This is a genomic window from Nocardioides bigeumensis (assembly GCF_039531755.1).
In the GTDB taxonomy this organism is placed as follows: domain Bacteria; phylum Actinomycetota; class Actinomycetes; order Propionibacteriales; family Nocardioidaceae; genus Nocardioides; species Nocardioides bigeumensis.
Window position 1 is genome coordinate 130,157 of record NZ_BAAAQQ010000012.1, and the last position, 20,190, is coordinate 150,346.

Below are 20,190 nucleotides of genomic sequence, written 5' to 3' on the forward strand. Positions count from 1 at the left end.
CCCCTTGATCCGGACCCACCACTGGGACGACTGGTCCCTCGACGACCTCCTCGCGGCCAAGGGACGAACCCCTGTCAGCCTCGTCGTCCCCGCCCGCAACGAGGCGGCCACCGTCGGCGACGTCGTCACCCGCGTGCGCGAGGCCCTGGTCGACACCGTCGAGCTCCTCGACGAGATCGTCGTGATCGACAGCGACTCGACGGACACGACGTACGACGTCGCGACCGACGCCGGTGCCACGGTGCACCGCTCGGCGGAGATCCGGCCCGACCTCGGCAGCGTGCCCGGCAAGGGCGAGGCGATGTGGAAGTCGCTCTTCGTCACCCGCGGCGAGGTCATCGTGTTCATGGACGCCGACCTGCTCGACTGGGACACGCACTTCGTGCCGGGCCTGCTCGGCCCCCTCCTCACCAGCGCGCAGGTGCAGCTGGTGAAGGGGTTCTACGAGCGGCCGATGGTGTCGGCCGGCCCTGACGGCTACCAGGCGGTCCCGTTCGAGGGAGGCCGGGTGACCGAGCTCGTCGCGCGGCCGCTGATCCGGCTGCTCTTCCCCGACCTCGCCGGTGTGCACCAGCCGTTGGCGGGGGAGTGGGCGGTGCGCCGTTCGTGGTTCACGCAGCTCTCCGTCCCCACCGGGTACGCCGTCGAGCTGGCCGCCCTGATCGACACCGTGCGCGCCCACGGGACGCAGGCGCTGGCCCAGGTCGACCTCGGCACCCGCGCGCACCGCCACCAGTCGCTGCGCGACCTCGGCGGCATGTCGGAGCAGATCCTCGCTGCCGCCCTCGCCCGCGCCGGTCTTCCGGTCGACCGTGCTGCGCCGGCCACCGAAGAGCGGCCGCCCGCGGTGGAGGCTGCGTGATGGCCGCAGACGCCAGAAGGCCCAGAGGACTCACTCTCGGCCGGCACACCTTCGCCGACGACGCGACGTTGATGATGGCCATCGTCAACCGCACGCCTGATTCCTTCTACGACAAGGGCGCGACCTGGGCCGAGGACAAGGCCCTCGAGCGGGTGCGGCACGTCGTCGACGAGGGTGCCGAGATCGTCGACGTCGGCGGCATCAAGGCCGCGCCCGGTGCCGAGATCGACGCCGCCGAGGAGATCCGCCGGGTCGCGTCGTTCGTGGGCCGGGTCCGGGCGGAACACCCCGGGCTGGTGATCTCGGTGGACACCTGGCGCGCCGAGGTCGCCGATGCGGTCTGCGCCGAGGGGGCCGACGTGCTCAACGACGCGTGGGGCGGCGCCGACCCGGCGCTGGTCGACGTGGCCGCCAAGCACGACGTGGGCATCATCTGCACGCACACCGGCGGCGTCGAGGTGCGCACCCGCCCCTACCGGATCGAGTACGACGACGTCGTCGCCGCGGCCGTCGCCGACTGCGTCGCGTACGCCGAGCGGGCCGTGGCCGCCGGGGTCGATCCCGACGGGATCGTCATCGACCCGGCCCACGACTTCGGCAAGAACACCTTCCACTCCCTGGAGGTCACCCGGCGTCTCGGCGAGCTGGTCGCGACGGGCTGGCCGGTGCTCGTGTCGCTGTCCAACAAGGACTTCGTCGGGGAGACCCTTGACCTGCCCGTGGGGGAGCGGCTGACGGGCACGCTCGCCGCCACCGCGGTGTGCGCGCTGGCGGGCGCGCGCATCTACCGCGTCCACGAGGTCGCCGAGACCCGGCAGGTCGTCGACATGGTCCGCTCGATCGCGGGGCTGCGGCCGCCCGCGCGAGCCATCCGGGGACTCCAGTGAGTCTCGACAAGCTCGACCACCGAAAGATCGTGCTCGTGCCGGGCGTCCTCGCCCTGCTGCCGGAGTACGCCGGCCTCGAGGACCCGGTCGCGGACCTCCGTGCGGCCTGCCTGGACGCGGTCGGCTGGCTCACCCGCGACGTGACCGTCCTCGGCTACCCCCAGGGCGACCGGATCGCCCGGTCGCTGCTCGACGCCGCGCCCGCGAGGTCCGGTGCGGCGCCGTCGTACCTCGTGGTCGGCAACGGCACCGCCCGGCGCAGCGAGAAGGCGCCCGGCCACCTCGACGAGCGCGCCGCGGCGTACGACGACGACCTGCATGCGTGGTTGACCGGTCGCGGACCGGCGCCGGACCGGGACCTCGGGGCCGAGCTGCTGGCCGAGCTGCGCGGGCTGCACGCCGCAGCCGAGACCCTGGGGCCCTTCGGCGAGCCGGTGACGGTGGACTACGACGACGATCCCTTCGGGGTCCGCTACTGGGTGCTGAGGTGGGAGTGGTGAAGGTGCTGGTGGGGCCGGCGACCGACGAGCTCGCCGTCCACTACGCGCCCCCGCAGGAGTCCTGGCTGCGGCTCAACTTCGTCTCCACCGTCGACGGAGCGGTGCAGGGGGCCGACGGCAAGAGCGGCGGCATCAACAACGCGGCCGACAAGCGCGCGTTCGACACCATGCGCAGCCTGGCCGACGCCGTGGTGGTCGGCGCGGGCACCGCCCGCACCGAGGGCTACCGGCCGGCGGGCCTGCCGACCGTGGTGGTGAGCCGGTCGGGCCGGGTGCCGCCGCTGCTGGCGGAGGCCGACGACGGGTCGGTGCTCCTGGTCTGCCCGCAGAGGGCGGAGGGGATCGACGACAGCAGCGCCGCCATCGGCGCCGACCACGTGATGGCGCTGGGCGCCGATGAGGTCGACCTCGCCCACCTGCGCGCGGCCCTCGAGGCGCGCGGCCTGACGCACCTCCTCTGCGAGGGGGGCCCCAGCCTGGCCCGCGACCTGCTCGCTGCCGGCGTGGTCGACGAGCTCTGCGTCACGACCGTGCCGCGGCTCGTCGCCGGCGACCACCTGCGGCTGACCGTGGGTGACGCGGTCGACGTTGCCCTCGACCTGGTGGGGTTGATCGAGGACGACGGCACGCTGCTGGCCCGTTGGCGCGTTCAGCGGTGAGCGAGCCTGCAAGACCTTAGATTGACCGCGTGGGACGGGGTCGGGGTGCGCTCGTGTGGCTGCTCACCGCGGCGTACGTCGCGCTGCTGGGCTGGATCCTCTTCGCCGCCGACAAGCGCTTCCTGCGCAGGATCGCCGTGGACGTCTACACCGCGCTCGGGGAAGGGATGCCGACGGCGGTTCGTCCTGCGCACTATGAGCTGGCCCTCTACGTGCTGCTCTTCATCCCGCTGGGCTGGCTCGCCCTGCGCGCCACGAGGAGGCCGATGTCGTGGGTGGCCGTCGGGTGCGTGTGGGCGGTGGTGATGGCCGAGTTCGCCCAGGTCGCGCTCCTCGACCGGCGTGGCTCGGTGGTCGAAGTCCTGGCGGCGTCGTTCGGTGCGATGCTCGGCACCCTCGTCGCACAGCGTGCGGAGGACAGCCGCGACCGGCTCCGCTGACCCACCAGCCGTGACGTCGACCCCGACGCGGAGTCGCGGTCAGGAGCGGTGCAGCAGGCCCGCCATCTCGAGCTTGGTGACGGCTTCGCGAAGCAGCTCCGGGGCGTCCCCGTGGTCACCGTGCACCTCCTGTGCGGCGCGCAGCAGGCCCTCGTCGTCGGTGGGCTCGGCGCTGGCCGTCCAGATGGTCTTCCCGAGCCCATCGAGCTGGTAGAGCGTGCCACTGATCAGCACGGCGACGGCGTCGCCCAGGTCGAGGGCGTCGTCCCACCGCGCACGGACCACCTGCCCCCGCCGGGGGGTGGGCGGGGTGGCGGGCGGCGCGACGTGCGCCCACTCGGTTGCCGGGGCCGGCGTGTCCGCCGCCAACAGGTCCAGCAGCTCGCCGGCGTGGTCACCGATCTCGCGGTAGCGCAGCCGCCAAGCACCGCCGACGGCCTCGAAGAGCTCCACGAACCTCACCAGCGGCCAGGGGAACGACCCAAGGAACGAGCTCTGCGGCAGGAACGCCGCCAGGCTCTCCGACAGTGACAGCGGGTCGAGCCCGGTGCGGCCGGGGCCCGTCGACCGGTCCAGCTGCACGAGGCGGTGCAACCGAGCCGGCAGGGTCGCCGGCAGGAGCCCCAGCGAGTCGGGGCTGCGCTGGGTCTTGCGATAGGGCTCGTCGGGCGACACGACCACGGAGAGGGGCTTGGCGTACGGCAGCACGTCGAGCGAGGCGCCGACCGACACGGTCTCGTCGCTGAGGTAGCCCAACCGTCGCCCGAGCGTGCTCGAGGCCGTCGTCTTGCCGGTCCCGGCGCCAGCGACCATGGCGAGCACGCGGCCCTCGTCGTCGGTCAACCCGCAGGCGTGGAAGTTCCACCGTCTGCCCTTGGTCTCGGCGAGGGCGGCCGCCGTGACGCGCGAGGTCAGCGTGTAGTCGACCTGGTCGTGCTCGGCGTCCGGCTGGAGGTGGCTCTTCTCGATGACGACGGCGGGCTCCTGGCCTTCACCGAGCGCGCGGGACCACAGCCGCTCCCACCGTTCCCTGGTGGACAGGTCCGGCGCCTGGACCCCGACGGGTACGCCGAAGGCGTCGATCACGAGCGGAGCGACTGCTCCTGGCACGGCCGCCGCCGTCTCGCTCCTCACGGTCGCCCCGACCGGACGGCGAGGCCCTCGGTGAGCAGCCGAGCGAGGAACGACTCGATGTCGCTGCGGATCCCCTCGGGATCCTGGCCGGTGAGCTCGGAGGTGACCGTCACGATCTGGTCCACGCTGCCGGCGGTCTCGGCGAGGGCCATCCAGATCGCCCACGCGGGGCCGCTGAGGACGCGCGGCGGACCGTCGGGCAGCTTGGCCAGGAAGACGTGTGCGCCGGTGCCGCCCGCGGCCTCGGCGTCCACCCACGCGACATCGCGGGCGACGGCGAAGGTCACCTCGGTCATCGGGTGGACCCCCTGCGCGCCCGCCACCGCAACGTGACGGCCCTGCGGACGTCGCCGAGCAGGGTGGTCACCCTGGTGAGCTGCGCCCGCCTGAGCTCAGCCGTCGTCGGCGCCCGCCCCAGCGTGGTGTGGAGGTGGTCCGGGTTCACGGTCAGTGCGGAGCGCACGACCTGCCAGCGCTCCGCGCGCCCGCCCGCGGCGGCGTACCGGGCCCGCCACTCGTCGATGCGGCTCCCGCCTTCGGCGTAGTAGCGCCAGAGCGCGTACGACGGGTCGTCGCGGTAGGAGTCGAGGTCTCCGAGCGCCGACGCGAGGCCGACCTGCGCCTGCAGCCGCTGGGCCAGGGCCGTCACCGCCGCCTGCTCCTCGAGGGTCTGGGTGTCCCACACGTAGCGGGCGTCGGTGCTGCCCGTCGTCCGGGCCGCGTGCAGGAGCAGCACCAGCACCTGGGCGACTTTCCCAGGGACCCGGCACGGCACGTGGGCGATGTCGTGGTCGAAGGCGTGCTCGGCGAGCGCGTCGAAGGTGTCCTCCGGGCTGACCATGGCGCCAGGCCAGCGCGCGTGCAGGTCGGCGTAGCCCCAGTCGGAGTGCCACCAGTTCGCCGCGTGGGCGAACGCGGACCCGGTCTGCAGATGGGTGTGGGCCTCCCACCCGCGGCGCGCCAGCGCCTCCTCGAGGCGCGCGTAGTGCGCGGGTCGGACGAGCACGTCGACGTCGCTGCTCTTGCGGCCGGGCGGGCGCAGACCGGGAAGCAGGGCGGGTCCCTTGAGGTGCAGCAGGTCGACGGCGGCATCGTCGGCGATGCGCTGGACGACCGCGTGCGCGAGGTGCACGCGCACGGCCGTCGGCAACGGCGCGTCAGAGAGCGCGTCGGGCATGCCTCAATCCTCCCATTGCGAGCGGTGCGCTCACGTAGACTCAACCGTCGTGACGTTCCTCGACTTCGTTCGGCTCACGCGGGTCAACTTCCTGGTCATCCTGGGTTGCGTGACCCTTGGCGTGCTGATCATGTTCGGGTGGACGCTGCGTCAGCCTGTCATCTACACCGCGACCTCGCAGGGCTACGTCGTGATCGGCGCCGCGGCGACCCCGGGCGAGATCCTGCAGAACCTCAACACCCAGCAGGAGAAGGCGGTCACATACGCAACCCTGATCACCGACCGGGCAGTCGCCGAGAGCGTCGCTGAGCGGCTGGGCATGGACCTGCCGCCCGAGGCGATCGCGGGACGCCTGACGGCGGCCCCGGTCGAGAACAGCGGCCAGGTCACCATCTGGGCGTCGGCGGAGTCACCGAAGCTGGCGCGCGCAATGGCCAACGCCGCGGTGTTGGCGCTCGGTGAGCAGGTCCAGTCGCTCGAGAACGCCGGCCTCAAGGAGGGTCAGAAGCCGCTCGGGCTGATCAAGCTCGAGCCGCTCGACGAAGCGCTCCTGCCCGCTGCGCCGTCGTCGCCGAACTACCAGAAGAACCTGCTCTACGGCGCTCTGGCCGGACTCATCCTGGGCTACGGCGTCGCCCTGCTGCGTCGCTCGGTCGACCGCAAGGTGCGCACCGTCAAGAACGTCGAGGAGGCCGGAGTCTCCGCTGTCGTCGGCATCATCCCGATCGCCGACCCGCTGTCGCAGGGCCACCGCGGCGTCCAGGAGAACCTCGGCGTCGTCTCGGAGGCGTTCCGCTCGCTGCGCACCAACCTCCGCTTCGTCGACGTCGACAAGCCGCCGCGCAGCATCGTGATCACCAGCGCCAACGCCCACGAGGGCAAGTCGACGGTCTCGGCCAACCTGGCCCGGATGATGGCGGCCGCGGGGCAGCCCACGTTGCTCATCGACGCCGACCTGCGCCGACCGAGCCTGGCCTCCAGCTTCGACCTCGACCCGTCGGTCGGCCTCACCCAGGTCCTCGTCGGCGACCTGACCGCCTCCGACGTGCTCCAGGCAACCAACACCCCGAACCTGCAGGTCATCACCGCCGGGCGGATCCCGCCCAACCCCAGCGAGCTGCTGGGATCCCAGCGCATGCACGCGCTGGTGGAGGACCTCTCCCGCGAGTTCACGGTGATCCTGGACGCCCCACCTCTTCTCCCCGTGACCGACGCCGGCCTGCTCACCGCGACCTGCGACGGCGCCCTGCTCGTCGTGGCCGTCGGCCGGACCGCAGTCGAGCACGTCGAGCTGTGCCGCAAGGTGCTCGACCAGGTGGGTGGCCGGCTGCTCGGCGCGGTGCTCAACATGGCGCCCCGCCGGGGACTCGGCAGCGTCGTGTACGGCTACGGCTACGGCAAGAGCGACTTCGACCAGGGCTACGGGGAGTCGTCGAAGCGCGCGGCCTCCGACACCAGCCGGTTCCGGCTGCCGTGGCGTCCGCGGACCGGGTCCAAGGACCCCCTCGACCTGACCGAGCACATCGACGTCCCGGTGGTGCCGGCTGCCGGGCGTCGCTCCCAGACGGTCGCGGACGAGGGGCCCACGTCCTCCGTGGCCGAGCCGCGGGCCGCCCGCAAGTGAACCGCGGCGTCGCGGCCGGCCTGGCCGTGGCCTGCGTGGTCGCCAACTTCGGGGCGTACGCCGTGCTGCGCGACTACCTGAGCACGGCGCGCTCACCCGAGCCCGCGTGGACAACGCCGTCGGGCGACGAGTCCGCGCCGGCCGACCCCGTGAACCCGCTCCAAGGGTCGGTCTTCCTGAAGGGGCGCCCGGACGGAGCCGTGCTCCGGTTGTCCCCCGGCGACTGCGGGACGGAGGGCAACCAGGACGACCCGCGCCAGCTCCCCGTCGCGTGGATCTCGCCGGCCGAAGCCGCTCCCGTGGTCGTGGAGATCGACGGCTTGACCCAGACCCTGGCGACCGGGCTCACCGCCGACGGCTGGTGGGTGGTCGGCACCGACACCGACTGCAAGGTCACCGCGTGGACCGCGGCGGGGCCCGACGGCACGACCTGGTCGCGCAGCGCCGTCCCGGCGCGGGCGTGGTACCTCGACCCGGTCGACCCCCGGCTCGTCCACGCCGCCGGCGGCCGTGCGGTGAAGGTGGGCGCCGAATGCGACGCGGAGAGCGTCCACCCGGCGGCCGACCACTACTACGTCGTCTGCACCGACGACCGGCTGCTCCAGGCGTCGCTCGACTCCGACCTCATCGAGAGCGGTGTCGACACGGGCGTGACTGCCGCGGCCGTAGGGCCGGACGGTCTGGTCGCGGTGCTGTACAACACACCCACGTGCAGGGCGCGGCTCGAGGTGCTGGACGAAGGCAAGCCGGTCGAGAGTCGTCAGGAGTGCTTCGGCAACGACCGCTTCGCCCTCGGGGTGACCTGGATCGGCGAGGACCTCGCCGCCCAGATCGGCTATGCCCTCCTGGACGACAGCAGTGGCACGTGGGTGGAGCGCGGCTGAGCCCGGAGGCCTGCCCCCAGGGCGGGCCGAGGAGGGCCCGCCCGCGAGGGTCAGTAGGCGCCGCGGGCGGCCATGACGGCCGAGGCCGTCTTGGCCAGGATCACGAGGTCCTGCACCATCGACCAGTTGTCCACGTAGTAGAGGTCGAGCCGGATGGTGTCGTCCCACGACAGCGACGAGCGGCCGGAGATCTGCCACAGGCCGGTGAGACCGGGGCGGACGCGGAGCCGCCGGTTGGCGACGTCCTCGTAGCGCTCGACCTCGGAGGGCAGCGGCGGACGCGGGCCGACCAGGCTCATGTCGCCACGCAGGACGTTGAGCAGCTGGGGCAGCTCGTCGAGCGAGTAGCGGCGCAGGAGGCGGCCGGCCTTGGTCACCCGCGGGTCATGCTGCATCTTGAACAGGACGTGGTCCGCGTCGTCACCCTGCATCGTGGGCAGCATGCTCTCGGCGCCGATGACCATGGTGCGGAACTTGAGGCACTCGAAGGTCCGGCCGTCCAGGCCCACCCGGGTCTGCCGGAAGAGCACCGGCCCGCCGTCGTGGAGCTTGATGCGCAGCGCCGCCCACGCCCAGAACGGGAAGGAGGCGAGCAGGAGGCTCACGGAGCCGACGATGTCGAAGAGGCGCTTGGCCCAATGGGCGGAGTCCTGGGCGCGGGTGTGCCCGATGTAGACCAGCGGCAGCCCGGCGACCGGCCGGATCTCCACTCGGCCCGCGGCCACGTCGGTCAGGCTCGGCGCGACTGCGATCTCCAGGTCCTTGTGCTTCTCGAGGTCCCAGGCCATCTGGCGCAGGCTCGCGCCCTCCTCGAAGGCGCCCTCCGCGATCAGGAGGGTGTCCACGTCGCGCGACCCGACGATGCGCTCCGCGTCACGGGTGCGGCCCAGGACCGGGATGCCGGTCAGGGTCTCCGACGGCGGCGGGCCGTCGGCGGTGAGGCAGCCGATGATGGAGTAGCCCAACCACGACTCGCGCATCAGCACGTCGGCCAGCGCCTCGACGTGCTGCGGAGCACCGGCGATCAGGATCTGGCGGGTCAGCCGGCCGCCGCGGCGCAACCGCTGGATGACACGGCGGCCGAGGAAGCGGCTGAGCATCAGCATCGGGATGCCGAGCGTGAAGAGCAGCACGAAGAATCCGCGCGAGAGCGGGAACTGGGCGAGGTAGCAGCCGATGCCGACGAGGCCGGCCGCGGCGAGCGAGGCCATGAAGACCCGGCGGTACTCCTCGGTGCCGACGGCGAAGTGTGACTCCGCGTAGGCACCGGACAGGGCCAGCGCGGCCAGCCAGCCGGCCACGATGAAGACGGCCGAGGCACTGACGTTCTCCGGGATGTCCCCCACGGACTCGAAGAAGGGCAGCGTGTTGCGGCCGACGGCCGCGACGACCGTGACCAGCAGAATGGTCAGCAAGTCCGCCGCAGCGGTGCTGAGCTGAAGCGTGGAACGGCGCGTGCGACGGACTGCTCCGTCGACGCGCACGGATGCAAACGTCTTGGACATGAACCCCCCCGGATTCAACCCACTGGAAGAGAACCCCCCGGCTCTCCACATGAGTCCCGCAGATCGTATCGCGTCACATGACCAGCCCCGAAAGATCGGCCGAGATTTTGCGAATGGTCTGGTCAGCTGACGCTCAGGACCCCCGTTTGCGTCCTAGTTGCTGGACAGCTGGGCGACCTCTTCCCGGATCCGTTCGACGAAGGGTCCGGCGGTGAACGCCGACGCGTGCAGCTGCAGGGCCTCGCGCGACCAGGTGGCCTCCTCGGCCCGGCGTACCGCGGCCCGGATGGCGGCGGGCTGACTGTCGTCGAAGAACTCGCCGGTGCGGTGCTCGACGATCGTGTCGAGGTAGCCACCGCCGCGCAACGCGACCGTCGGGACGCCGAAGGTCGCGGCCTCGAGCGGGGTGAGGCCGAAGTCCTCGACGCTGGGCGCGACCAGCAGCCGGGCGTGGGCATAGATCCATCGCAGCTGCGCGTCGGAGAGGCCGGACAGGAAGCGCACACCGGGGCCGGATCGGGCGCGGAGCGCGGCCTCCTCCGGGCCGCGGCCGACCACGACGAGGCGGTGGCCGGTGGTCGCGACGGCATCCACGACCTTGTCGACGTTCTTGTACGGCAGCAGCCGCGACACCAGCAGCAGGTAGCCCTCCGCGGCCCAGTCGGCGAGCTCGGGCACTGGGTCCGCCTCGCCCGCTGCGTCCATGCTGTGCGGGGCGGGCACCACGTCCGCCTCGATGCCGTAGGTCGACCGGATCCGGTCCTGGACGACGCGAGAGATGGCGAGGTAGCGGTCGGCCGCCCGCGCCGCACGCTGGTCCCAGGCCACCAGTGGCCGGCGCAGGGCGCCCACTGCCAGGCCGGCAGGGCCACGGCGCCCGGCGCCGAGGTAGTCGTCGGTCTGGTAGAGCCACCGCGCCGGCGAGTAGCAGTAGACGAGCCGGCGGCCGCGGATGTCGAAGCCGTGCGCCCACCCGCTGGACGACACCACGGTCACGTCGGCGTCCACGCGGAGCCGGCTCGCCGCGGGGGCCAGCAGCGGCAGCGCGGCGCGGTGGTGCCGGCGCAGGGGTCCGACCCGGTTCAGCGGTGAGGTGACGATGCGCGCGTCGCGGAACTGCGGGTAGGTGCCCTCGGCGTCGTACAAGGTGGTGTGCACGACCGCGTCGGGGAACGCCTCGAGCAGAGTGAGGACGACGCGTTCGGCGCCGCCGCGCTGGGTGAGGTAGTCGTGGGCGATCGCCACCGCCGGACGACCCGGCCGGGATCCCGGCATCAGATCGCCCCGGCCGTCCGCCCGGCGCGGTGTCCCGCGACGGCGGCACCTTCGACGAGCAAGGCCACGAGCTTCTCCGCGGCCGGACGCGGCAGGGCGCGGTTGATCCGGTCGACCACGTCGCCGAGGCGCCGAAGCCGCCGCTCGTCGGTGATCGCGGCGACGGAGAGCACGGCGCGTCCCCACAGCCCGTCGCCGGCCCCGGTGTCGCCGAGGAGCGCCGCGCCGTCCCCGAGGTCGTGCGTGCGTAGGAAGTGCTGGCGAGCGGCACCGGAGTAGAACGCGCGCAGCGCGCGGTCCTCGGTCGTCGCGGCCGCGCCGTGGTGCTCGGCCTCGACGTCGGCGTGGATCTCGACCGGTATGCCCGCGCGACGCAGGCGGTATCCCCAGTCGACGTCCTCCCACCCGTAGGCGCGGTAGCTCTCGTCGTAGGGCCCGATCGTGCGCCAAGTCTCCGAAGTCACGGACACGTTGGCCGCCCAGTAGCGCCAGGTGCGGTCGGCGGGAGCCGCGTACGCCGCCGCGCGGAAGCGGGCGTCGGTCGGCACTCCGTAGGCGCGGGCGTAGGAGCCCCCGTCCGGGTAGACGTTGCGACACAGGCCCACCAAACCGATCGGCGCGGCCGCCGCCTCGTGGTGCGCGGCGTGCCGGGCGAGGTGTGCGGGCCCGAACCCCAGGTCGTCGTCGCTGCGGACCAGCACGTCGCCCTCGGCGAGGCTGAAGCCGGCGTTGAGTGCTGCCGAGCGGCCCCGGTTCTCGGGGAGGACGAGCGTCCGGACGGGCAGGTCCCTGGCCTCGCGGGCGACGAGGTCGGCGCTGCCGTCGACGTCGCCGTCGACGACGACCACCGCCTCCCAGTCGGGGTGGGTCTGCTCCCGGAGGCTGGTGAGCAGCAGCGGCAGGGTGCGGGCGCCGCCACGGGTCGGCACCACCACCGAGACCGACGTCACCGGCCGGCCCTGGTGACGATGCCGAGTCGGTCGAGCAGGCCGGCGACGCGCGCACGGCCCGCATCGGGAGAGAACTCCGTCTGCCAGCGCAGCCGTGCCGCCGTGGTCACGGGGTCGCTCGCGCCGGCGTCGAGGGCGGCGGCGACGACCGTGGCGAGGGCTTCCGGGTCGCCGGCCATCGCGACCCACGGGTGGTCGGGACCGACCACCTCGGGAAGGGCGCCGGCATCGCTGACCACGACCGGCACCCCGGCCGACATCGCCTCGACCGCGCCCAGGCCGAACGGCTCGGACCAGACGCTCGGGAACACCGCGACGTCGACCTGCGAGAAGAACTCCTCGCGGGTGACCCAGCCGGCCCTCCGGACGCGGTCGCCCAGGCGGTCCAGGGCGGCCTCGACCGCCCGTCGTTGGTCGTCCGGCACGAACCTGCTGTCACCGGCGACCAGCAGCACAGGCGCCGGGCGCCCGCCGGACGAGGGCAGCCTGTGCATGGCGTCCGCGAGGACGTCGGCGCCCTTGTCGCTGGAGAGCCGCCCGAGGAACCCCACGACCGGCGGCCCCGCGTCGGCCCCTCGGCGGGTGGCCGAGACCCGCTCGGACCAGTTGGGCAGCGCCAGCGCCCCGGGCACCCGGGAGGCCATGTGGCGCGACGGCGCGACGACGGCACGGACGCCACGGGCGGCGACCCGGAGGGCGAGCTGCTGTGCGGCGCCACGCGGGAGCTGGTGCAGGTGCACGACCCGGTCCGGCCTGCCCGCGGTCGCCAGGGCCGGGAGCAGGCCGTGGCACCAGAGGACCCCGGCCCGGTCGCGGTCCCACCGCCGCAGCGCTCGGGCGTAGGCGGCCCGGTCGGCGCCAGGGATCGCCACGGTCGGGTACGACGCCTCGCGAGCTCGCTGGAGGGCCTCGTCCGGCTGTGCGGGAGCCACGACGACGACTTCGTGGCCGAGATCGCGTGCGGCGTCGGCGCAGCGCAGGAGCATCTCCTCCCCCCCGCTCACCTGGCCCTGGTTGGCGACGAGGTGGAGCGCGGTCATGCCGGCACCTGGGCGGTCGTGGTCGGGGGTGGCACCGCCGGCTCCGGTGGTTCCACCCTCGAGGCCGTGGCCACGGCGAAGCCGATGACCACCGCGGTCGGCAGGTCGAGGAGGACCTCGCCCAGGGTCGAGGCCATGACGAGGACCGCGATCACGCCGCCCTGCATCCACAGCGCCTCGGGAACGCCGGAGCGGACCTTGGCATCGAGGCCGACGAAGGCGGCGACGAGCATGCCGACGACGAGCACCAGGGCCAGCCAGCCGCCTTCCTGCCGGGTGGCGAGGTAGCTGTTGTGGAAGAAGAAGATCTCGTCCTGGACGAACACGCCGGCCGTGCCGGGTCCGTGGCCGTACCAGGGCATGTTGGCCAGGCTCTCGTACTCCGCGGCGATGATCCGGGCGCGCAACGCGTCGCTGCCGCTGCGGTCGGAGAAGGGTCCGAACAGGCGCAGGTCGTCCGGGATGGTGGTCACCAGCCACACCAGGGCGCCCATCACCAGCACGCCGCCGACCAACCGGATCCGTCGGCCGAGCAGCAACCACAGGCACACCAGGATCAACGCCAGGAGCCCGGTGCGCGAGAACGTGAGCAGCACCCCCGCCAGCACCGTGAGCATGGCGAGGCGGCGCACGACGCGATGCTGCACGTGCGGGATCGAGACCAGCCCGAGGGTGACGAGCAGGAAGGCCGCGACGTTGGGATCGGCCAGCACGCCCGTCAGGCGGCCGGCGTAGGAGCTCGTCGGCAGTGTCGCACCGCCGTAGGCCACGGTCAGCGCCAGCGAGATGGTCAGCCCGCGCGCGACCGACCGCCGGGAGACCCTCCCGGACGCAATGACCCAGGCGAGGCCGACGTACCCGACCATGTGGATCAGGCGGCGGCTCCCGTCGATGCCGTTGAGTCGCGCCGACAGCACCAGCAGGGCGAGGAGGCTGCCCATCATCACCACCAGCCAGAGAGGGACGCTTCGTCCCTTGGCGGGTTGACGCAGGCAGCCGAGGGCCACCAGCGCCAGCGCCGCGACCTCGTTGAAGGGCAGCCCGAGCGCGGGGATGGGCACGGCGGACAGGGGCAGGAGACCCGCCAGCGCGAAGTCGCTGATCCTCGTCTCCCGCTCCGCACGCTCGTCCGGGGTCTCCTCGGGCTCGAGGTCCCAGGCGATGTTCTGGCTTCTCATCGGGCCGGTCCCGAATAGCTGGCAGCGATGGCAGTGCACATCTCAGCCACGTCGGGCCACGCACCGAGGCCGGGCCGCGCCGCGAGGTCACGCGCCTGGGTGACCAGGGCGGCCGCGACCGCCCGCGGGTCGTCGGCGTCGACGAGGCAGCGCTCCGGCAGGATCTCCGGGTTGCCGCCGACCGCGGACGCCACGACGCCGAGTCCGTGCGCAGCCGCGTCGAGGAGGGTGTAGGAGCAGTTCTCCCAGACCGACAGCATCGCCACCACATCATGGTCGGCCATCGCCTTGGCCGGATCCAGGAAGCCGGGCAGGTCGATCCGGTCGGACAGGCCGAGCGCCGCCGACTGTCGTCGCAGGGCTCCCTCCAGCTCGCCCACGCCCGCGATCGTCAGGCGGGCGTCGGCGTGGTCGGCAGCGACGAGCGCGAAGGCGTCAATGAGGTCGGGCAGCCTCTTCTCGGGCGCCAGCCGGGCGAGCGACAGCAGCCGCAGCCCGCTCGCCGGCGCGGACCCCGGTGCGGGGTCGGTCGCCGGGCGGTCGATGCCGTTGCGCACCACCGACACCCTTCCGGCCCCCCACTTGCTCTTCATCGCCTGAGCGGTGGCGCGGGAGACGGCCAGGACCACGTCGACCCGACGCAGCCGCGCTCGGTGGACCAGGGCCATCACCCGGGCTCGGCCGGTCGTGCCGTGGTAGACGGCGTCGTCGGCTGCGATCCCGTGCTCGGTCGTGACCAGGACGGAGCCGCGTGGCTTGACGAGGGCCGCGACGACGTCGGCGTACGACAGGTGCGCGTGGACCACGGCCGGCCGCAGCCGGCGCAGCACCGAGCGCATCGTGCGCACCGAGGCGCGGAGGCCGTGCTCCGGGCCGAACGGTGCGACGACGACCTCGACATCCTGCTCGCGCAGCCGGTCCGCAAGCGGTCCGGGCGGGCACAGGAAGACGACGTCCCATCCCGGCAGCCCGTGGCCGGCGACGTCGAGCACGTGGCGCGCCACCCCGCCCAGGTCGCTCACCGGGACCACCCAGAGAGCCCGCCGGGTGCCGGGGGCAGCGCCTAGAACCATTGCTCCAGGCGCTCGAGCGCGATCCAGAAGCCCTCGCCGTCGTTGACGTGGCCCTGCCAGATCTCGGGGATGAAGCCCGCGGTCGGGCAGTGGGTGTCGAGCTGCTGGGCCAGCAGCGCCCAGTCGACCTCGCCGTCGCCCACCTGGACCCCCTCGCCGTCGACGCCGGTGGCGTCGACGAGGTGCAGGTGGTCGGCGTGCGGCGCCAGCAGGTCGATCGCCTCCGAGAACGGCTGCTGCCCGAAGTTCGCCGCGAGCTTCGAGTGGGACACGTCGAGACAGAGCCGTCGGTCGTACTTCTCGGCCCACTCGGCCGTGTCGGCGGCGCCGACGAAGAGGTTGCAGAAGAGCTGGCCGCCCATGTACCACGGGAACGGCGGCAGGGTCTGCGCGCAGAGGCGTACGCCGCTGTCGTCGATCCGGTCGAGCCCGGCAGCCACCCGCGCGTACATCGCCGGCAGCAGGTCGGGCGTCGCGTGCGCACTGTGGGTGAACCCGCCGAGGCTCGCGATGACGACCGGGTCAGGAGCGTCAACCGCGAAGTACGGCCGCATCGACCGGGTCAGGTCGACGACCCGCTGGAGCTCGGTGATCGACCGCTCCCAGTGGTCGTCGTCGTCGCTGGCGAGGTTGAGCAGGAAGTCGCCGGTGAAGAGGTCGGGGCTGTGGCAGGCGTAGCCCATCGGAAGCGGCGTCTCGAAGGGGGCGAAGACGTCGGCCAGGTCGAGCTCGAGGTCCTTGTAGGAGAAGTGGAACTCCAGGAAGTCCGGCGTGCAGTCGCGCGTCATCGCCGCGACGTCGTGGTAGCGGACCGGGAGTCCCCAGGGCCGGCGGAAGTCGTACTGGCGTCCGGTGGGCGCCGCGGCACCGAGGTCGGTGGCGTAGAAGAAGTCGCCGGCCTCGAAGGGGTGCTGGGCGGTGCGGCCGACCAGGCGGTCGTAGGCGTTGGGCTGAAGCCCCCGTCCGGGGCTCTTGATGTCGACCGCGTCGGCGGTGATCAGCTCGCCCGCCTCGATGCGGCGGGCCGCCACCAGGCTCTTGGCGAGGTTGACGCGGTTCATCATCTCGCCCGTGGAGACCGCGCGTGGCGACGCGGACCCGAGGGCCGCCTCGACCTCGCGGACCCGCTCGACCATCTCCTTGAACTCACCCGGGAGCAGGCTGACCTTGTGGTCGTTGCCCTCCAGGTCGCGATCGAGGGTGAAGTGCTTCTCGATAATCTTGGCGCCGAGGCCGACGGCCGCGATCGGCACGTGATAGCCGCGCTCGTGGCCGGAGTAGCCGACCGGGCAGCGGCCGAGCTCGGCCAGCCGCTGGAGATAGCGGAGGTTGACGTCCTTGAACGGCGCCGGGTAGGTCGACTGGCAGTGCAGCAGCGCGAACGCCGCGCCATGACCGCGCATCAGGTCGACCGACTCGCGGATCTCGCCCTCGGTGGACATGCCAGTGGAGACCACCATCGGGATGCCGGTGCGGGCCATGTGGGTCAGCAGCGCGTGGTTCGTGAGGTCGGCGCTGGCGACCTTGAGCGCCGGGACGCCGTACGCCGCGAGCTGGTCGACGCTGGGCGGGTCCCAGGCCGTGCACATCACCTCGATGCCGACGTCCTTGCAGTGGTCGAAGACCTCGAAGAGCTGGTCAGCGGTGAGGTTGAACTTGGCGAGCAGGTCGAGGGTGTACTGCGGGCCGAGGTCCTCGCCGGCGCTGGACCCGGAAGACTGGCGGTAGAGGGCGGCCATGTCGCGCAGCTGGAACTTCACCACGTCGGCGCCCGCGTCGACGGACAGGTCGACCAGCTGCTTGGCGAGGTCGACCGAGCCCTGGTGGTTGATGCCGATCTCGCTGATCAGCAGCGCGGGGGAGTCCTCGTCGACGACGTGGCGGCCGACCCGCAGCTCGTCGCGGCGGTTGATGGCGACGGCGACCAGGTGGTGCCGCTCGTCGACGAGCGGGATCAGGTCGATGCCGGGCGCGAAGTGCTGCTCGATCTGGGCCGGCGGGGTGCTCACCGGCAGGCTGCGCACCTCGCGGTTGGCCACCTCGACGACCCCTGTCTGCAGGTCGAGGTCGGTGGTGCTGCTGACCCAGCGGCGGAAGTCGCCGTCGGAGAGGGCCGCGTCGAGATGGCCGGAGGAGTCGACGCAGAAGATCAGCCGCGCCTTGTTGGCGGTGATCTTCTCCAGGGCCCGGATCACGGGGTCCTCGGAGTAGACGACGTACGCCGCCAGCTGCCGCTCGATGATCATCTCGGTCTACCCCGTCCCGTGCCCGTGACTGCAACGTCCAACGCTACGGGGTCGTCAGCAGGTGTGCTGCCACTTCGAGGTCATGGGGGGTGTCGATGTCGACACCCTCGACCTCGTCCATCACGAACAGGTGGATGCGTCCGCCGAGCCTGTTGTGGTGCTCGAGGTACACCTCGGTGCGCGTGACGTAGAGGGAGCCGGTCTCGCGGTAGCGGTAGGTCTGCGGCGTCAGGTCCTGGCGTCGAGGCCGCGCGTCCACGTCGTAGTCGGCGCGCGGAGAGTCGTCGGCGGTCCGGGGTGCCCACCAGAGGAACGGCGCCTGGGGCACCACGCCCACCAGCGAGTCGGCGCCGCTGGCGTCGAGCTCGGCCAGCGCGCGGGCGAGGGTGCCGGGACGGCGTACGGGCGACGTCGCCTGCAGGAGCATCACCCGGTCGGGCCGTCGGCCCTCCTCGATCCTGGTCAGGACGGCGTGCTCCACGACCGGCTCCGTGGCGGTGGTGTCCTCGGCAAGCTCGGGGGGCCGCCACAGCACCCCGGCCCCGTGGTCCGCCGCGACCGTACCGATCTCGGCGTCCTCGGTGGAGACCACGACGTCGAGCTCCGGGACGGCGAGCGCCTGCTCGATCGTCCACGCGATCAGCGGCTTGCCCGCGCAGTCGGCGAGGTTCTTGCGGGGGATGCCCTTCGACCCGCCCCGGGCCGGGATGACGCACAGGGTGCGAGTCACGACAGCTCCTCGAGGTAGGCCGCCACGGCCGCAGCGGGCTCGAGGTCGGGGACGGCCGGGGCAGGTGTCGGAGGCCCGCCCCAGTGACGCAGGTCGTAACGGTGCCAGAACTCGCTGAGCCAGGGAGGCGGATCGGGGAACCACGTCCAGGCGGGCAGTCCGTGGGCGGCCGCCTCCAGCACGCCGGTCGAGAAGATGCTCACCACCGGAGCGGCGATCCCGGACACCGGGGTGTCGTCATGGGAGACGTGGATGCCGCGGCGCTGCCACCACGCGTGCTGCAGCCGCGAGAGCTTGTCCCGCTCGGCGGGGTGCGGGCGGTAGTCGGCGCCGTGGCGGCGGCAGAAGGAGACCGAGGCGCGGGTGATCTCGCGCCTCCCGAGCTCTGCCGCGTGCAGCTGACCGAGGAAGACTGGTGCCGCGCCTGGTGCCGCCGTGCGCGACGGCCCACGGCGAGCCTGCCAGAGAAGCTGCGAGCCGACGGTCGTGGTGACCACGTCCGGGCGCCCCTCGGACCAGAACGCGGCGTCGGCGTCGCTCCAGGCCAACAGGTGGGCGGCGGACGGCAGCGGTGCCATGTGGGGGGTGAGCAGGCCGTGCTGCACCACCACGAAGGGAAGGCCCCGTGACCGTGCGAACGCCTGGCCGGCCGCGCCCGCTGGGAGATAGCTGCCGAGGGCGACGACCACGCGCACCGAGTCCAGGTCGGGGTCCGCACCGAGAGCGCCGGGCTCCACGACGCGGCCCGTCCCGCCGACCTCCAGGACGGCGGGGCTCGTCGCGAGGTGCCGAACCGGGTCCAGCAGCGCCATCCGGCTCGTCGGGGTGCGGCTGTCGAGCACGACCAGCACCGGCGCCCCTGCGGCACCGGGGGTGAGCGTCAGCACCGGCGCCGGGGTCGGTCGGCGCACCAGCCGACCGCCCCACATTCGGCGCAGCCTCCTGGGCCACGGCTCGTGCCGCGCCTGCCAGGCCCGCCAGGCGTCGAGGTCGCGGGGATGGGTCAGGCCCACAGCTGCTCCAGCAACGGCACGCGGTGGTCGAAGGTGTGCTCGGCGAGGGTCCTGGCCCGGCCCCGCTCGCCGACCCTGCGAGCCCAGGCCCGGTCGCTCGCGGCACGGTGGCACAGGTCGACCAGCTCGTCGATGCCGTCGTAGACCGCCACCTCCGTACCCGGCTCGTAGAACTCCTCGACGTCGTGACGGTCGATGAGCTGGAGAGACGTCGTGCCCGGCAGCTCGAACGTGCGCATCGTGAAGCCGCCCTGCCCGGTGTGCGGGCTGAGTGCGGCGACGCTCCCAGCGGTGATGCCGTAGGCCTCGGACCGCGAGACGTCGCGCGCGGCAGGGACGTCCGGCCGCCCCGCCTCGCCGGTGCGCACCCGGTCGAGCACGTGTCGCGACCACTGGCGCCCGTAGGCGCGGACGGGGACGCCACGCCCGACCAGGGCGGTGAGGAGGTCGGTGCGGTCGGGGTAACGAGCACCCACGAAGACGACCTCGTTGCTCGACCGGGGCGTCCACGGGATGGTCTGGTCGAAGGCGTTGGGCACGTAGTGCGCGTCCAGACCCTCGGCCCGGAGGCGCTCGGTGTCCGAGCGGGAGTACGACACGACCAGAGGGCGGGAGGCGAGGAGCGCCGGGTCGGGGCACCAACGGTCGATCTCGTCGTACAGCCACAGGACCTGGCGCCGCGACGAGCCGTCCAGAGCCTGCCAGTAGCCCCGCCCGAGACCCTCTCCCTTGATGGTGACGACGATGTCGGGGTCCGCGTCGGTCAGCGCCTGCACCGCGGAGCGGGTCACCTCCTCGACGTACCGCTCGGCGACGGCGTGGAGCCGCAGTGCGGTGGGGATGCGGTGCCGCACCGCGAAGTCGAGCTTGCCCCGGACCCCCGGGTGCGCGTCGTACGGGAACCAGGTCACGTCGTACCCACTGCGCTCGAGCGCCTCGGCCAGTGACCGGCCGTACCCGTGGAACGCCGGCGTCACGAGCAGCAGCCGCCTGACGGGTTGGGTCACGTCGCC

Annotated in this window: 20 protein-coding genes; 7 read left to right on the top strand and 13 right to left on the bottom strand. The window is 72.8% G+C overall.

Features of this window, described 5'->3' with window-relative positions; genetic code table 11:
• The first annotated feature begins 4 nt into the window (after positions 1 to 4).
• Genes ABD295_RS13110 through ABD295_RS13130 form a run of 5 tightly spaced genes read left to right on the top strand, consistent with a single transcriptional unit; the run spans position 5 to position 3,348 of the window.
• Positions 5 to 862: a glucosyl-3-phosphoglycerate synthase gene (locus ABD295_RS13110; RefSeq protein ID WP_344304195.1), complete on the top strand. Its 858-nt coding sequence runs from the start codon at positions 5 to 7 to the stop codon at positions 860 to 862.
• Positions 862 to 1,749, top strand: a complete 888-nt coding sequence (gene folP, locus ABD295_RS13115) for a dihydropteroate synthase (protein ID WP_344304196.1) — start codon at positions 862 to 864, stop codon at positions 1,747 to 1,749. Before ABD295_RS13110 ends, folP begins: the two co-directional genes overlap by 1 nt.
• Complete coding sequence (locus tag ABD295_RS13120) at positions 1,746 to 2,249, top strand: class III extradiol ring-cleavage dioxygenase family protein (protein ID WP_344304197.1); 504 nt, start codon at positions 1,746 to 1,748, stop codon at positions 2,247 to 2,249. The genes folP and ABD295_RS13120 overlap by 4 nt, the downstream gene beginning before the upstream one ends.
• The gene (locus tag ABD295_RS13125) at positions 2,246 to 2,908 is read left to right on the top strand and encodes a dihydrofolate reductase family protein (protein WP_344304198.1); all 663 of its coding nucleotides are present in this window, start codon (positions 2,246 to 2,248) and stop codon (positions 2,906 to 2,908) included. The genes ABD295_RS13120 and ABD295_RS13125 overlap by 4 nt, the downstream gene beginning before the upstream one ends.
• A 29-nt stretch (positions 2,909 to 2,937) precedes the next feature.
• Positions 2,938 to 3,348: a VanZ family protein gene (locus ABD295_RS13130; RefSeq protein WP_344304199.1), complete on the top strand. Its 411-nt coding sequence runs from the start codon at positions 2,938 to 2,940 to the stop codon at positions 3,346 to 3,348.
• A gap of 39 nt (positions 3,349 to 3,387) precedes the next feature.
• Here ABD295_RS13130 and ABD295_RS13135 read toward each other — a convergent pair whose 3' ends face one another.
• From ABD295_RS13135 to ABD295_RS13145, 3 genes are read right to left on the bottom strand one after another with little or no spacing between them, the layout of a single operon-like run.
• Positions 3,388 to 4,482, bottom strand: a complete 1,095-nt coding sequence (locus tag ABD295_RS13135; RefSeq protein ID WP_344304200.1) for a hypothetical protein — start codon at positions 4,480 to 4,482, stop codon at positions 3,388 to 3,390.
• Positions 4,479 to 4,778, bottom strand: a complete 300-nt coding sequence (locus tag ABD295_RS13140) for a PqqD family protein (protein WP_344304201.1) — start codon at positions 4,776 to 4,778, stop codon at positions 4,479 to 4,481. The genes ABD295_RS13135 and ABD295_RS13140 overlap by 4 nt, the downstream gene beginning before the upstream one ends.
• Complete coding sequence (locus tag ABD295_RS13145) at positions 4,775 to 5,659, bottom strand: nucleotidyltransferase family protein (RefSeq protein WP_344304202.1); 885 nt, start codon at positions 5,657 to 5,659, stop codon at positions 4,775 to 4,777. Before ABD295_RS13145 ends, ABD295_RS13140 begins: the two co-directional genes overlap by 4 nt.
• Positions 5,660 to 5,708: 49 nt before the next feature.
• On the opposite strand from ABD295_RS13145, the gene ABD295_RS13150 reads away from it, so the two are divergent.
• Complete coding sequence (locus ABD295_RS13150) at positions 5,709 to 7,283, top strand: tyrosine-protein kinase domain-containing protein (RefSeq protein ID WP_344304203.1); 1,575 nt, start codon at positions 5,709 to 5,711, stop codon at positions 7,281 to 7,283.
• On the top strand, positions 7,280 to 8,167 hold the full coding sequence (locus tag ABD295_RS13155) for a hypothetical protein (protein ID WP_344304204.1): 888 nt from the start codon (positions 7,280 to 7,282) through the stop codon (positions 8,165 to 8,167). Before ABD295_RS13150 ends, ABD295_RS13155 begins: the two co-directional genes overlap by 4 nt.
• Positions 8,168 to 8,217: 50 nt before the next feature.
• Here the strand turns inward: ABD295_RS13155 and ABD295_RS13160 are convergent, their stop codons facing one another.
• The 10 genes from ABD295_RS13160 to ABD295_RS13205 all read right to left on the bottom strand — a co-directional run bounded on the left by ABD295_RS13160 (position 8,218) and on the right by ABD295_RS13205 (position 20,184).
• Positions 8,218 to 9,582 carry a sugar transferase gene (locus ABD295_RS13160; RefSeq protein WP_344304205.1) on the bottom strand — a complete coding sequence of 455 codons (1,365 nt, stop codon included), beginning with the start codon at positions 9,580 to 9,582 and terminating at the stop codon, positions 8,218 to 8,220.
• A gap of 243 nt (positions 9,583 to 9,825) precedes the next feature.
• On the bottom strand, positions 9,826 to 10,947 hold the full coding sequence (locus ABD295_RS13165; protein ID WP_344304206.1) for a glycosyltransferase: 1,122 nt from the start codon (positions 10,945 to 10,947) through the stop codon (positions 9,826 to 9,828).
• Positions 10,947 to 11,897, bottom strand: coding sequence for a glycosyltransferase family 2 protein (locus ABD295_RS13170; RefSeq protein WP_344304207.1), 951 nt, complete (start codon positions 11,895 to 11,897; stop codon positions 10,947 to 10,949). Before ABD295_RS13170 ends, ABD295_RS13165 begins: the two co-directional genes overlap by 1 nt.
• The gene (locus ABD295_RS13175) at positions 11,894 to 12,937 is read right to left on the bottom strand and encodes a glycosyltransferase family 4 protein (protein WP_344304208.1); all 1,044 of its coding nucleotides are present in this window, start codon (positions 12,935 to 12,937) and stop codon (positions 11,894 to 11,896) included. Before ABD295_RS13175 ends, ABD295_RS13170 begins: the two co-directional genes overlap by 4 nt.
• Positions 12,934 to 14,115, bottom strand: coding sequence for an O-antigen ligase family protein (locus tag ABD295_RS13180; protein ID WP_344304209.1), 1,182 nt, complete (start codon positions 14,113 to 14,115; stop codon positions 12,934 to 12,936). The genes ABD295_RS13175 and ABD295_RS13180 overlap by 4 nt, the downstream gene beginning before the upstream one ends.
• On the bottom strand, positions 14,112 to 15,137 hold the full coding sequence (locus tag ABD295_RS13185; protein WP_344304210.1) for a glycosyltransferase family 4 protein: 1,026 nt from the start codon (positions 15,135 to 15,137) through the stop codon (positions 14,112 to 14,114). The genes ABD295_RS13180 and ABD295_RS13185 overlap by 4 nt, the downstream gene beginning before the upstream one ends.
• A 41-nt stretch (positions 15,138 to 15,178) precedes the next feature.
• Positions 15,179 to 17,434 carry an N-acetylneuraminate synthase family protein gene (locus tag ABD295_RS13190; protein WP_344304211.1) on the bottom strand — a complete coding sequence of 752 codons (2,256 nt, stop codon included), beginning with the start codon at positions 17,432 to 17,434 and terminating at the stop codon, positions 15,179 to 15,181.
• 43 nt (positions 17,435 to 17,477) lie between these two features.
• Entirely contained in the window at positions 17,478 to 18,164 is a 687-nt protein-coding gene (locus ABD295_RS13195) for an acylneuraminate cytidylyltransferase family protein (RefSeq protein ID WP_344304212.1), read from the bottom strand.
• Positions 18,161 to 19,177 carry a prephenate dehydrogenase gene (locus ABD295_RS13200; protein ID WP_344304213.1) on the bottom strand — a complete coding sequence of 339 codons (1,017 nt, stop codon included), beginning with the start codon at positions 19,175 to 19,177 and terminating at the stop codon, positions 18,161 to 18,163. Before ABD295_RS13200 ends, ABD295_RS13195 begins: the two co-directional genes overlap by 4 nt.
• A complete protein-coding gene (locus ABD295_RS13205) occupies positions 19,168 to 20,184 on the bottom strand; it encodes a CgeB family protein (protein ID WP_344304214.1) in 1,017 nt (338 codons plus the stop codon). Before ABD295_RS13205 ends, ABD295_RS13200 begins: the two co-directional genes overlap by 10 nt.
• Between the last annotated feature and the right edge of the window lie 6 nt (positions 20,185 to 20,190).